The 12,908-nt window shown below is 71.1% G+C and carries 11 protein-coding genes; 1 reads left to right on the forward strand and 10 read right to left on the reverse strand.

Annotated features, from left to right (window positions below; translation table 11 throughout):
- Position 1: 1 nt before the first annotated feature.
- The 6 genes from ACQEVU_RS42060 to ACQEVU_RS42085 all read right to left on the reverse strand — a co-directional run bounded on the left by ACQEVU_RS42060 (position 2) and on the right by ACQEVU_RS42085 (position 7,011).
- A complete protein-coding gene (locus ACQEVU_RS42060) occupies positions 2 to 1,690 on the reverse strand; it encodes a ribonuclease J (RefSeq protein WP_433333894.1) in 1,689 nt (562 codons plus the stop codon).
- Complete coding sequence (dapA, locus tag ACQEVU_RS42065) at positions 1,687 to 2,640, reverse strand: 4-hydroxy-tetrahydrodipicolinate synthase (protein WP_433333896.1); 954 nt, start codon at positions 2,638 to 2,640, stop codon at positions 1,687 to 1,689. The genes ACQEVU_RS42060 and dapA overlap by 4 nt, the downstream gene beginning before the upstream one ends.
- 36 nt (positions 2,641 to 2,676) lie before the next feature.
- Entirely contained in the window at positions 2,677 to 3,414 is a 738-nt protein-coding gene (gene thyX / locus ACQEVU_RS42070) for an FAD-dependent thymidylate synthase (protein WP_433333898.1), read from the reverse strand.
- A gap of 13 nt (positions 3,415 to 3,427) precedes the next feature.
- Positions 3,428 to 3,970 (reverse strand): DUF2752 domain-containing protein, encoded by a 543-nt coding sequence (locus ACQEVU_RS42075; protein WP_433333900.1) that lies wholly within the window; start codon positions 3,968 to 3,970, stop codon positions 3,428 to 3,430.
- A 342-nt stretch (positions 3,971 to 4,312) separates the two neighbouring features.
- Complete coding sequence (locus tag ACQEVU_RS42080; protein ID WP_433333902.1) at positions 4,313 to 5,527, reverse strand: winged helix-turn-helix domain-containing protein; 1,215 nt, start codon at positions 5,525 to 5,527, stop codon at positions 4,313 to 4,315.
- Positions 5,528 to 5,622: 95 nt separating this feature from the next.
- Positions 5,623 to 7,011 (reverse strand): glycosyltransferase 87 family protein, encoded by a 1,389-nt coding sequence (locus tag ACQEVU_RS42085; RefSeq protein ID WP_433333904.1) that lies wholly within the window; start codon positions 7,009 to 7,011, stop codon positions 5,623 to 5,625.
- Positions 7,012 to 7,143: 132 nt separating this feature from the next.
- On the opposite strand from ACQEVU_RS42085, the gene ACQEVU_RS42090 reads away from it, so the two are divergent.
- Positions 7,144 to 7,797, forward strand: a complete 654-nt coding sequence (locus ACQEVU_RS42090) for an N-acetyltransferase family protein (RefSeq protein WP_433333906.1) — start codon at positions 7,144 to 7,146, stop codon at positions 7,795 to 7,797.
- Between the two features lie 48 nt (positions 7,798 to 7,845).
- Here ACQEVU_RS42090 and dapB read toward each other — a convergent pair whose 3' ends face one another.
- The 4 genes from dapB to rpsO all read right to left on the reverse strand — a co-directional run bounded on the left by dapB (position 7,846) and on the right by rpsO (position 12,875).
- The gene (dapB, locus tag ACQEVU_RS42095) at positions 7,846 to 8,604 is read right to left on the reverse strand and encodes a 4-hydroxy-tetrahydrodipicolinate reductase (RefSeq protein ID WP_433333908.1); all 759 of its coding nucleotides are present in this window, start codon (positions 8,602 to 8,604) and stop codon (positions 7,846 to 7,848) included.
- Positions 8,605 to 8,620: 16 nt separating this feature from the next.
- On the reverse strand, positions 8,621 to 9,943 hold the full coding sequence (locus tag ACQEVU_RS42100) for a M16 family metallopeptidase (protein ID WP_433333910.1): 1,323 nt from the start codon (positions 9,941 to 9,943) through the stop codon (positions 8,621 to 8,623).
- Positions 9,944 to 9,946: 3 nt separating this feature from the next.
- On the reverse strand, positions 9,947 to 12,337 hold the full coding sequence (locus ACQEVU_RS42105) for a polyribonucleotide nucleotidyltransferase (protein WP_433333914.1): 2,391 nt from the start codon (positions 12,335 to 12,337) through the stop codon (positions 9,947 to 9,949).
- A 268-nt stretch (positions 12,338 to 12,605) separates the two neighbouring features.
- Positions 12,606 to 12,875, reverse strand: a complete 270-nt coding sequence (gene rpsO / locus ACQEVU_RS42110) for a 30S ribosomal protein S15 (RefSeq protein ID WP_350545513.1) — start codon at positions 12,873 to 12,875, stop codon at positions 12,606 to 12,608.
- Positions 12,876 to 12,908 lie beyond the last annotated feature (33 nt).

Consider the following 12,908-nt stretch of genomic DNA (forward strand, 5'->3'; position numbering starts at 1 on the left):
CTCAGACCTCGACCACCGTCGGAACGATCATGGGCCGGCGCCGGTACGCCTCGTTGACCCACCGCCCGACCGTGCGCCGCACGATCTGCTGCAGCTGGTGCGGGTCGGTGATGCCCTCGGTCGCCGCCTTGTTGAGCGCCTCGGTGACCAGCGGCAGCACGGCGTTGAACACCGCCGGGTCGTCGGAGAAGCCCTTCGCCGACACCGTCGGCCCGGCCACGACCTTGCCGGTGACGGAGTCGATGACCACGGTCGCGGCGATGAACCCGCCGTCGCCGAGGATGCGCCGCTCGGTCAGCAGCGACTCGCCGACGTCGCCGATGGCGAGGCCGTCGACGTAGACGTACCGGGAGCGGATGTGCCCGACGAGGCGCGCCTCGCCGCCGGCCAGGTCGACGACGTCGCCGTCCTCGCACAGCACGACGCGCTCGTCCGCGACGCCGGCCTCACGGGCCAACTGCGCGTGCGCCCGCAGGTGCCGCCACTCGCCGTGCACCGGCATGAAGTTGCGCGGCTTGACGACGTTCAGCAGGTACAGCAGCTCGCCGGCCGGCGCGTGCCCGGAGACGTGCACCTTGGCCACGTCCTTGTGCACCACGATCGCACCGGCCCGCGAGAGCTGGTTGATCACGCGGTACACCGCGGTCTCGTTCCCCGGCACCAGCGACGAGGCCAGCACCACGGTGTCGCCCTCGCCGATGACGATGTGGCGGTGGTCGCCGTTGGCCATGCGCCCGAGCGCGCTCATCGGCTCGCCCTGCGACCCGGTGGACATGAGCACGACCCGGTCGGCCGGCAGGCTCATCGCCTCGTCTATGGCCACGACCAGGCCGTGCGGGATGCGCAGCAGCCCCAGGTCGCGGGCGATGCCCATGTTGCGCACCATCGAGCGGCCGATGAGGGCGACCTTGCGCCCGTGCGCGTGTGCCGCGTCGAACACCTGCTGCACGCGGTGCACGTGGGAGGCGAACGACGCGACGATGATCCGCCCGGTGGCCCGGCCGAAGATGCGCTCCAGGACGGGGCCGATCTCCCGCTCGGGGGTGACGAACCCGGGGATCTCGGCGTTGGTCGAGTCCGACAGCAGCAGGTCGACGCCTTCGGCGCCCAGCCGCGCGAACCCGGCCAGGTCGGTGATGCGCCCGTCCAGCGGCAGCTGGTCCATCTTGAAGTCGCCGGTGTGCAGCACCGTGCCGGCCCCCGTGGTGACGGCGACCGCGAGCGCGTCCGGGATCGAGTGGTTGACGGCGAAGAACTCGCACTCGAACGGCCCGAGCCGCTCCACCTGGCCCTCGCGGACGGTGAGCGAGTAGGGCTCGATGCGCCGCTCGGCGAGCTTGGCCTCGACGAGCGCGAGCGTGAACTTCGACCCGACGAGCGGGATGTCCGGCTTGTGGGCCAGCAGGTATGGCACGGCGCCGATGTGGTCCTCGTGGCCGTGGGTGAGCACGATCGCCTGAACGTACTCCAGGCGGTCGAGGATCGACGAGAAGTCCGGCAGGATGAGGTCGACGCCGGGCTGCTCGACGTCGGGGAACAGCACGCCGCAGTCGATGACGAGCAGCTTGCCGTCGTACTCGAGCAGCGTCATGTTGCGGCCGATCGCGCCGAGCCCGCCCAGCGGGGTCACCCGCAGGGTGCCGGGCTGCAGTGGGGGCGGCGGATCGAGCTCGACGTGCGCCACCGTCATAGGGCCACTCCGAGTTCGTTGTGGTGCGCCATCTGGTCGGCGGTGCCGATCGTGCGCCCCGCCTCGGCGCAATCTTCCCGCAGCCGCCCCAGTTCCGCCGCGTTCGCCGCGACGAGCGGCGGGCGGACCGGCCCGGCCGGCAGGCCGAGCAGTGTGAGGGCGGCCTTCGTCAGGATGACACCCTGGGTGCGGAAGAACCCGCAGAATGCCGGCAGGAGCTTCAGGTGCAGCTCCCGCGCCAGGGCGACGTCGCCCTCCTCGTACGCCAGGATCATCCGCTTGGTGTCCGGCCCGAACACGTGCGTGGGCACGCCCACGACGCCGACCGCGCCGACCGACAGCAGCGGCAGCGTCAGCTTGTCCTCGCCGGAGTAGTACGCCAGGCCGGTGCGCTTGATCACCCACGCGCTCTCGCCGAGGTCGCCCTTGGCGTCCTTCACGGCGATGATGCGCTCGTGCTCGGAGAGCCGGCACATGGTCTCGGTCTCGATCGCCACGCCGGAGCGCCCGGGTATGTCGTAGAGCATCACGGGCAGCCCGGAGGAGTCGGCGACGGTCCGGAAGTGGTGGACCAGGCCGGCCTGGGGCGGCTTGTTGTAGTACGGCGTCACGACGAGCAGCCCGTCCGCGCCCGCCTTCTCGGCGGCGCGGGAAAGCTCTACGGTGTGCGCGGTGTCGTTGGTGCCCACGCCCGCGATGACGGTGGCCCGGTCGCCGACGGCCTCCACGACCGCCCGCAGGACCCGGTCCTTCTCGGCGTCGCTGGTGGTTGCCGACTCGCCCGTGGTGCCGTTGACCACCAGGCCGTCGTGCTGCTGCTCGTCCACCAGGTGGACGGCGAGCCGGGCGGCGCCGTCGACGTCGAGCGACCCGTCAGGCCCGAACGGCGTGACCATCGCGCTGAGCAGCCGGCCGAACGGCCGACCGGGGACGGAACCGGTGCGTGTCATACGCACAACCTAGCGGAAGGCCCGAGCGCGCATTTCTCAAGATTCCCAGGTGTACTGCGGGGACGCCACCTCGGTGCCGTCCGCGAGCTGCGAGATGGTGAAATCCCCGAACACGCTCGGCGCGACGCGCTGCAGTTCCCGCAGGCACGCGACGGCAACCTCACGGATCTCCACGTCGGCACCCTCGCTCGCGCGCATGGTCACGAAGTGCCGCCAGGCCCGGTAGTTGCCGGTCACCACGATCCTCGTCTCGGCCGCGTTCGGCAGCACCGCCCGGGCGGCCTGCCGCGCCTGCTTGCGCCGCGACGTCTTGTTCTCGACGTCGGCGAACTTGGCCTCGAGCCCCTCGAGCAGCTCGTTGTAGGCCCGCAGCGCGGCCTCGCTCGCCTCGACGAAGGTCTTGTGCAGCGCCGGGTCCTCGGCGATCACGGCCGGCTCGACCATGACCTGGTCCCGCCCCGGCACGTACCGCTGGGACAGCTGCGAGTACGAGAAGTGCCGGTGCCGCACCAGCTCGTGCGTGAACGAGCGCGACACGCCGGTCAGGTAGAACGTGACGGTCCCGTGCTCCAGCACCGAGAGGTGCCCGACCTCGAGGATGTGCCGCAGGTATCCGGCGTTGGTCGCGGTGGCCGGGTTGGGCTTGCTCCACGACTGGTAGCACGCGCGCCCGGCGAACTCGGCCAGCGCCTCGCCCCCGTCGGCGTCGGTCTCCCAGGCCACGTCCGAGGGCGGCTCGAAGTGGGTCCACGCGATCGCTTTGACGGAGAGCATTCGCCGAGCTTACCTAGACGTAAAAGTAGGTGAACGGGGCCCAGGGCAAGTTTCGCAGGATCGAGAACACCAGCCACACGCCGAGGAAGCCGATGAGCGCGCCGTTGGAGATGCGCAGCACCGGCAGCTTGAACGGCAGGTTGAGCCGGTTGACGGTCCAGGCGACGTACAGATACGCCAGGAACGGCGCCGCGAACACCAGCGGCGCGTGGTGGTGCGCCGCGGCCGGGATGTCGCCGTGCAGCAGATACCAGGCGGCGCGGGTCCCGCCGCACCCCGGGCAGTCGAAGCCGGTCAGCAGCTTGACCAGGCACGTCGGGGTGTCGGCCGCGCCCGCGGAGGTCGGCTTCATCAGCAGCGTGTAGGCCACACCGCCGGAGATCAGCGCCCCGACCCCGGCCGGGCCCGCCCAGGCCGGAAGCCGTGACAGGAACCGCGCAAACCGCCCGGGCGGCGCATAGGCGTAGTGGTACACGGGCGGCGGCAGCTGCGAAGACTGCTCGGCCGCCTCCTCACCCAGCACACCGGGCAGCGGGGCCGACAACGGCGACGTCACGCTCAATACGCTACACCGCTCACGCACGCCCCCACGGTCGGCTTTTTGCCGACCCCGGGGCGCGCCACTCACACGAGCGGCCACCCGCTCACACAGGCGCCTCGCCGAGCCGCGTCGCACAAGCGCCCCCCGAGCCGCACACACGAGCGCCTCGCCGAGATGCACTCACACGAGCGCCTTCGCGCGCCGCTCGCACAAGCGCCTGCCCGAAGCACTCACACGAGCGCCTGCCCGATGCGCTCACACGAGCGCCTCGCCGAGATGCACTCACACGAGCGCCTTCGCGCGCCGCTCACACAAGCGTTTGGCCGAGGTGCTCACACAAGCGCCTTCCCGAGGCGCTTACACGAGCGCCTTGCCGAGCTGCTCGGCGAAGTCGCCGCGGTCGGGCCGGTCGACCGCGCCCAGCCCGAGCCAGCCCGCGAACCGCCGGAGCTCCGCGGCCAGCGCCTCCGCCACCTCCCCCGGCGCTTTCACCCCCGGCTCGATCCACGCCGCCGGCACCTGCAGCACCCCCGCCTTCCGGTCCGCCTTCAGGTCGAGCCGGGCCACCAGCCGGTCGCCGAGCAGGAACGGCAGCACGTAGTAGCCATACAGCCGCTGCAACGGCGGCACGTAGATCTCGATGCGGTAGTTGAAGCCGAACAGCCGCTGCACCCGCCCCCGCTCCCACATCAGCGGGTCGAACGGGCTGACCAGCGTGGACGCCGCAATCCGGCGCGGGATCCGGGCCTCGGCGTGCAGGTAGGCCCGCTGCGGCCACCCCTGCACCTCGACCGGCACCAGCTCCCCCGCCTCGACCAGCTCGGCGATCGCCGCGCGGGCGCCCGCGAGGGGCAGCCGGAAGTAGTCGCGCAGCTCCGCCTCCGCGGCGACCCCGAGGCCGCGGGCGGCGACCCGGACCAGCTCGCGGAACGCGTCGGCCGGCGCCGGCGTGGGCGCGTTGACGACCTCGGGCGGCAGGATGCGCTCGGGCACGTCATACACCCGGGCGAAGGACGAGTTGCGCCGGGCGACGCTCACCTCGCCGGAGTAGAAGAGCCACTCGATCGCGGTCTTGGTGTCCGACCAGTTCCAGCCCCAGTGGTCCTTGCGCCTCGGCTGGATGAGGTCGCCCTCGACCTCGGCGGCGCTGACCGGCCCCTTGGCGCGGATCTCCTCGAGCACCCAGCGGACCAGGTCGGGCTGCTCCCGGGCGATGCGGACCATCCGGCCCCAGGCGGCGCCGGAGCTCATCCGCCAGCGCAGCATCGGCTGCAGCCGCACGGGGACCAGGGATGCCTCGTGCGCCCAGTATTCGAACAGCTCCCGGGGGCGCCGATAGGCGAGCCGGTCGAGCAGGGCCGGGTCGTAGGGCCCGAGCCGGCTGTAGGCGGGCAGGTAGTGGGCGCGCTGCACGACGTTGACGGAGTCGATCTGCAGCAGCCCGGTGCGCTCCAGCACGCGGCGCACGTGCCGGCGCTCCGGCTCCCCGGCCGGGACCCGGTCGGCGAAGCCCTGTGCGGCGAGCGCGACCCGCCGGGCCTGGGTGAGTGTCAGGTACTCGGTCATCGCCAAGGAGGCTATCGCCGGGGTACGACAAAAAACCGGACGGCGGCCCCCTGCTCGGGGCCACCGTCCGGCAGTGACGGTGGGTGCGTGACCGGTGGGTGCTAGGCGCCGACCAGCGGGCGTGCGGGCTCCACGTTGGGCCCGGCCTCGCTGCGCACGGTGCCGCCGACGTCCTTCGCGTCGAACGCGGCGCTGACCTTCCGGTCGAGGTCGACGAGGTCGGGCACGTCCTCGACGGCCGGGCCGGTGGAGCGCCCGGGGTCGGCCGACAGGCCCTGGCCGGCGCCGCTGTCGGCCGGCTCGCGGATCGGCAGGGCGAACAGCAGCACGATCATGAGCAGGATGTAGGCGTTGCCGCCGATCAGGCCCAGCCCGTCGAACTTCGCGTGGAACGCCCACGGCGTGCGGCTGCACAGCAGCGCGAACGAGAACCCGAACGCGATCATGAGGTTGCGCCGCCGGCGCGGGTCGAGCGAGCGGTCGGTGGCGTAGTCGAAGAGCACCACGATCGAGGGCAGCACCCAGACGAGGTGGTGGATCCACGTGATCGGGCTCACCATGCAGCCGACGATGCCGGTCAGGGCCAGGCCGGCGACCTCGTCCTTGTTGCGGATCGCGCGGCGGGTCCGCCAGTACCACACGGCGAGCGTGATGAGCACGAGCAGCAGCCACAGCGGCTTCATCGGGTCGGGGTTGAAGATCCGCCCGACGAGGCCGGTGAGCGCCTGGTTGGACACGAAGGTCGGCGAGCCCACCCGGTCGGTGTTCCACACCGCGTCGGTCCAGAAGACGCGCGAGGCGTCGGGCGCGAGCGTCGCGGCGGCCCAGGTCGCGGCCGTGGCGGTCGCGGCGGAGACGGCGGCGGCGCGCCACCGGCGGGTGACGAGCAGGTAGACGATGAAGATGCCCGGGGTGAGCTTGATCGCGGTGGCCAGGCCGATGCCGAGGCCGCCGAGGCGGCTGCCGCCGCGGACCAGCACGAGGACGTCGCCGACGACGAGGAACAGCAGCAGGATGTTGACCTGGCCGAAGTTCACCGTCTCGCGGACCGGCTCGAACGCCGCGGCCAGGGCGGCCGCGATGCCCATCGCGAACCAGAAGTTCCAGCCCTGCCGCTTGAAGATCGGCCTGAGCAGCCAGGTCAGGATCGCGACCATCGCCAGCACGTTCATCGTCACGCTCACGACGATCGCGGTGTTCCACCCGATGAGCGACATGGGCGTCATCAGCATGGCCGCGAGCGGCGGGTAGGTGAAGCCGTAGGGGGTGCCGGGCGTCAGGTAGTCGTAGATGTCGCCGCCGCGGTTGACCCAATAGTCCATCGCGCCGTAGTAGACCTTGAGGTCGAAGAACCCGTTGTGAGCCGCGCACGCGAGCAGGAAGGCCCACACAACGGCCCAGACGGCCACCACGATGAGCGTCTTCCTGGCTCCGGGCCGTAGCTTGGGCCGGACGGCCGTCGACTCGGCGACCCGTCCTCGCTCCGCCACCTGTTCTGCCCTCCCAGTCGCTCGCTGCCGAAGTTCCATCAGAAGACTCAACGGTCCCGCCGGTCCAACTGTGACGAGCGGGCGCTACCCCGCCGCGTTGCGATTCACACAAAATCCGTAGGGTGCTGCTTCATGACGCTCGGGTTCGTCCGTCCGGCGCGAATCGACGACGTCGTCGAGATCGCGCGCATCCAACTCACAACCTGGCGGGTCGCCTATCGGCGACTCCTGCCGAAACACATCCTCGACCGGCTGGACGAGGACTGGATTACCCGCAGGTGGCGGGAGGCAATCGCGGAGCCGCCAAGTCCGGCACACCGGGTCCTGGTGGCGGTGGAACAGGTCGATAGATCCGTAGATGAGGTCGTTTCGCCGGAAACAGGGCCCGACGCCGGACTCGAGTCATCTTACGTCGTGGGGTTTGCCGCGTCAGGTCCGGCAGACGACACGGCACTCGCCCCGGATGAAGATCACACCACCCTTGACAAGGCATTTGAGGCCACTGCGGCGATCACTGACCTGCTGGTCGAGCCCCGCTGGGGGCGCCGCGGCCACGGCAGCCGATTGCTGGCGGCAAGCGTGGATTTGTGGCGAACTGACGGATTCACGACAGCGCTTGCGTGGACGTTCGCTGACGACCGCGTTACACGTCGATTTCTGGAGGGCGCCGGCTGGGCCCCGGACGGGGTCAGCCGATCGCTCGACGTCGATGATCTGCTGGTGCCGCAGATCCGCTGGCACACCTCGCTCGAACAGGACTCCGAGGATTCCGTTATCACCACGTGACCCGGTTGCGACCGATTTGGAGCCGCCGGCTCCCACGATGTGGGACGCTCAGTCGAGCAGGGCGCCCAGGCCGACCGTGAGGCCGGGGCGCTTCACGACGGAGCGGACACCGAGGAGTACACCCGGCATGAACGACGCCCGGTCGTAGGAGTCGTGCCGGATCGTCAGGGTCTCTCCCGCGGTACCGAAGAGAACCTCCTGATGGGCGACGAGCCCGGTGGCGCGCAGCGCGTGGACCCGGATGCCCTCCACGTCGGTCCCGCGCGCGCCGGCCATCTCGTCCTTGGTGGCGTCGGGCACGGCACCCAGGCCGGCCTCCGCCCGCGCCTGCGCGATGAGCTGCGCCGTCCGCAGCGCGGTGCCGCTCGGCGCGTCGATCTTCTTCGGGTGGTGCATCTCGACGATCTCGACCGACTCGAAGAAGCGGGCGGCCCGGGCGGCGAACTCCATCATGAGCACCGCGCCGATCGCGAAGTTGGGCGCGACGACGATGCCGAGGCCGGGCTTGCGGGCCAGCCAGCCGCGCACCTCCTCGAGGCGCTCGGTGGTGAAGCCCGACGTGCCGATGACCATCGCGATGTCCTGGTCGATGCACCAGCGGATGTTGTCCATCACCACGTCGGGCGTGGTGAAGTCCACGACGACGTCGGCGCCGGCGTCGGACACGTTGGACAGCCAGTCGCCCTCGTCGACCATGGCGACGAGCTCCAGGTCGTCGCTCGCGTCGATGGCGCGGCACGCCTCGGCCCCCATGCGCCCCCGGGCGCCCAGCACCCCGACCCGGATCGGCTCCACAGCTTCGCTCACGCCGACCAACTTATCGTCAGTCGAGGGCGCCCTTGAACGCGCGGTCGTCGAAATCGCCGATCGCGGCGAGCGACATCGGGCGGGTGAGCAGGTCGGCGGCGACCCGGCGGACCTGCTCCGGGGTGACCGCGTCGACGTGGCGCAGGACGTCGTCGACGGAGAGCAGCTCGTCGTACAGCAGCTCGCCCTTGCCGAGGCGGCTCATCCGCGACCCGGTGTCCTCCAGGCCGAGCACGACGGCGCCCTTGAGCATGCCCTTGCCGCGTTCCACCTCTTCGTCGGTGACCCCCTCGCCGGCCACCCGCGCGAGCTCCTCGCGGGTGATCGCGAGGACCTCCTCGACCTTGCCCGGCGCGCAGCCGGCGTAGACGCCGAAGAGGCCGGTGTCGCTGTACTGCGACGTGAAGGAGTACACCGAGTACGCCAGCCCGCGCTGCTCCCGGATCTGCTGGAACAGCCGGCTGGACATGCCGCCGCCGAGCACGTTGTTGAGCGCGCCGAGGGCGAACCGGTCCTCGTGCTGGCGCGCGTACCCACTGCAGCCCAGCACCAGGTGAGCCTGCTCGGTGTCCTTGTTGCGCACCACGACCTGCCCGGAGCGGGCCGGCACGCGGTTGGTGCGGGAGCGCCGCGGCGCGGGCACGGCCGGCGTGTCGCCCCAGCCGGCCCGCTCGAACGCGGCGCGCACGGCCCGCACGACCTTGGCGTGGTCGAGGTGGCCGGCCGCCGCGATGACCATGGTCTCCGGGCGGTACCGCTTGCGGTAGAACCCGTCGATCTGCTTGCGGGTCAGCGCCGAGATGCTCGCCACCGAGCCGGAGATCTGCCGGCCGAGCGGGTGGTGGCCGTACACGGCCTCGGTGAAGACGTCGTGGACCTCGTCGCCGGGCTCGTCGTCGTGCATGGCGATCTCCTCGAGGATCACGCCACGCTCGGTCTCGACGTCCGCCCCGGCCAGCACCGAGTCGGTGACGAGGTCACAGACCACGTCGATGGCCAGCGGCAGGTCCGCGTCGAGCACCCGCGCGTAGTAGCACGTGTACTCCTTCGCGGTGAACGCGTTGGTCTCCCCGCCGACCGCCTCGATCTGCGCGGAGATGTCCAGCGCGGTGCGCCGCTTGGTGCCCTTGAACAGCAGGTGCTCGAGGAAGTGCGAGACGCCCGACAGCGTGGGCGTCTCGTCCCGCGAACCGATGCCGACCCAGACGCCGAACGACACGCTGCGCATCGCCGGGATGGACTCGGTCAGGATCCGCAGCCCGTTGGGCAGCACGGTGCGGCGCACCGTTCCGCCCAGCGGGTCGTCGGACAGCGTCTGGGTCTGCGCTCGATTCGCCATGGATCAGTCGCGCCGGCTACGCCGACGGCGGAACTCCCCGCCTTCGCCACCTTCGTCACCCGCGGGCGCGGGCGCGCCCTCACCCTCGGCCGGGCGCGGGCCGCGGTCGGCGCGCTCGCCCCGGTCGCGGCGCGGGCCACGGTCGCCACCACGGTCGCCGCGAGGCTCCCGCGGCGGACGCTCGCCGCCCTCGGCCGGCGCCGGCGGCTGCTCGCCCTCGGCCAGCACCTTGTCCAGGTAGATCTTGCCGCGGTTGTCGATGTCCGCGATCTGCACCTCGACCTTGTCGCCGACGTTGAGGAAGTCCTCGACCTTGTCGACCCGCTTGCCGTTGCCCACCTTGGAGATGTGCAGCAGGCCGTCGCGGCCCGGCAGCAGCGAGATGAAGGCGCCGAACGCGGCCGTCTTCACCACGGTGCCGAGGAACTTGTCGCCGACCTTCGGCATGGTCGGGTTGGCGATGGCGTTGATCCGCTCCACCGCGGCCTCGGCCGACGGGCCGTCGGTCGCGCCGACGTAGATCGTGCCGTCGTCCTCGATGCTGATCTCGGCGCCGGTCTCGTCCTGGATCGCGTTGATGGTCTGGCCCTTGGGGCCGATCACCATGCCGATCTTGTCGACCGGGATGCGCACCGTGGTCACCCGCGGCGCGTACTGGCTCATGCCGGCCGGCGACTCGATCGCCTCGGCCATGACGTCGAGGATGACGTGGCGCGCGTCGTGGGCCTGCTGCAGGGCGCCGGCCAGCACGTCCGACGGGATGCCGTCGAGCTTGGTGTCCAGCTGCAGCGCGGTCACGAAGTCCCGCGTGCCGGCGACCTTGAAGTCCATGTCGCCGAACGCGTCCTCGGCGCCCAGGATGTCGGTCAGCGTGACGTACTGCGTCTTGCCGTCGACCTCGTCGGAGATCAGGCCCATCGCGATGCCGGCCACCGGCGCCTTGAGCGGCACGCCGGCCGACAGCAGCGCCATGGTCGAGGCGCAGACCGAGCCCATGCTCGTGGAGCCGTTGGAGCCCAGCGCCTCCGACACCTGCCGGATCGCGTAGGGGAACTCCTCGCGGGCCGGCAGGACCGGGATCAGGGCCCGCTCGGCGAGCGCGCCGTGACCGATCTCGCGGCGCTTCGGGGCGCCGACGCGGCCGGTCTCACCGGTCGAGTACGGCGGGAAGTTGTAGTTGTGCATGTACCGCTTGGACTTCTCGGGCGCGAGCGTGTCCAGCGTCTGCTCCATGCGCAGCATGTTCAGCGTGGTGACGCCCAGGATCTGGGTCTCGCCGCGCTCGAACAGCGCCGAGCCGTGCACGCGGGGCAGGACCTGCACCTCGGCGGTCAGCGGCCGGATGTCGCGCGGGCCGCGGCCGTCGATGCGGACCTGCTCGCGCAGCACGCGGGCGCGGACCTCGTTCTTGGTCAGCGACCGCAGCGCGGCGCCGATCTCCTTCTCGCGCCCGTCGAACTGACCGGCGAGGCGCTGGAAGGCGGCCTCCTTGACCCGGTCGAGGGCCTCCTCGCGCTCCGCCTTCGCGGCGATGCGCAGGGCCTCGGCGACCTCGTCCTTCACCGCGCCGGCGACGGCCTCGTAGGCGTCGGGCTGGTAGTCGAGGAAGACCGGGAACTCCTGCACCGGCTTCGCGGCGACCTCGGCGAGCTCCGACTGGGCCCGGCACAGCTCGCGGATCGCGGGCTTGGACGCCTCCAGGCCGCCGGCGACGACCTCCTCGGTCGGCGCGGGCGCGCCGCCGGCGACGAGCGCCACCGTGTGCTCGGTCGCCTCGGCCTCCACCATCATGATCGCCACGTCGCCGTCGGGCAGGACCCGCCCGGCCACGACCATGTCGAAGGTGGCCCGGCCGAGCTCCTCGACCGTCGGGAACGCCACCCACTGCCCGTCGACGTGGGCCATGCGGGTCGCGCCGATCGGGCCGGAGAACGGCAGGCCGGACAGCTTGGTCGACATCGAGGCGGCGTTGATCGCCACGACGTCGTACGGGTGGGCCGGGTCCAGCGCCAGCACGGTCTCGACGACCTGGACCTCGTTGCGCAGGCCCTTGACGAAGCTCGGGCGCAGCGGCCGGTCGATGAGCCGGCAGGTGAGGATCGCGTCCTCGCTGGGCCGGCCCTCGCGGCGGAAGAAGGAGCCGGGGATGCGCCCGGCCGCGTACATGCGCTCCTCGACGTCCACCGTCAGCGGGAAGAAGTCGAACTGGTCCTTCGGCTGCTTGCCGGCGGTCGTCGCAGACAGGACCACGGTCTCGCCGAGCTGGGCGAGGGCCGAGCCCGCCGCCTGGCGCGCGAGCCGCCCGGTGGAGAAGGTGATCTCCCGGGTGCCGAACGCGCCGTTGTCGATGACCGCGGTGCTGCTGTGCGTACCGAGATTGCTCTGCTCGGTCATGTTGTCTTGTTGCTCCCTTTGGGTCGTGGTTCGCCCTCGGCGGAGCTGTCTGCGGCCGGTCTTCGATCGAAGCTCACGGGGAGGTTGTTCACCCGGAAGCCACTACCGAGGACCGGTGCGCCGACCCGCTCGGCGGGGCGCTGCCATTTCAGTGTGTCACTACTCGACGGGGGAGCGGCGAATTCCGGGCCCCGGGCCGAATCGATTCCAGCGAAGCGCCATCGATTCGGTTTGGGTGGTTTTTCGCCACTCCCCCGTGAACGAGTCGTTATCGCCGCAGGCCGAGCCGCTCGATCAGCGAGCGGTAGCGGGCGATGTCGCTGCGCTGCAGGTAGTTGAGCAGGCGGCGGCGACGGCCGACCAGCAGCAGCAGGCCGCGCCGGCTGTGGTGGTCGTGCTTGTGCTGCTTGAGGTGTTCGGTGAGGTCCGCGATCCGCTTCGTCAGCATCGCGACCTGCACCTCCGGCGACCCGGTGTCGCCTTCGACGGTCGCGTACTTCGAGATGATCTCGGTCTTCTGCGCAGAATCGAGCGCCATGTTCTCCCTTTACCGTGGATTCGTCGGCCGGCT

This window comes from Dactylosporangium sp. CA-139066 (genome assembly GCF_050936175.1).
Classification (GTDB): Bacteria; Actinomycetota; Actinomycetes; order Mycobacteriales; family Micromonosporaceae; genus Dactylosporangium.

Coding starts and splice junctions, on each gene's coding strand:
- ACQEVU_RS42060 (WP_433333894.1), bottom strand. CDS start 1,690: ATGACGGTGGCGCACGTCGAGCTCGATCCGCCGCCCCCACTGCAGCCC.
- dapA (WP_433333896.1), bottom strand. CDS start 2,640: ATGACACGCACCGGTTCCGTCCCCGGTCGGCCGTTCGGCCGGCTGCTC.
- thyX (WP_433333898.1), bottom strand. CDS start 3,414: ATGCTCTCCGTCAAAGCGATCGCGTGGACCCACTTCGAGCCGCCCTCG.
- ACQEVU_RS42090 (WP_433333906.1), top strand. CDS start 7,144: ATGACGCTCGGGTTCGTCCGTCCGGCGCGAATCGACGACGTCGTCGAG.
- ACQEVU_RS42100 (WP_433333910.1), bottom strand. CDS start 9,943: ATGGCGAATCGAGCGCAGACCCAGACGCTGTCCGACGACCCGCTGGGC.
- ACQEVU_RS42105 (WP_433333914.1), bottom strand. CDS start 12,337: ATGACCGAGCAGAGCAATCTCGGTACGCACAGCAGCACCGCGGTCATC.
- rpsO (WP_350545513.1), bottom strand. CDS start 12,875: ATGGCGCTCGATTCTGCGCAGAAGACCGAGATCATCTCGAAGTACGCG.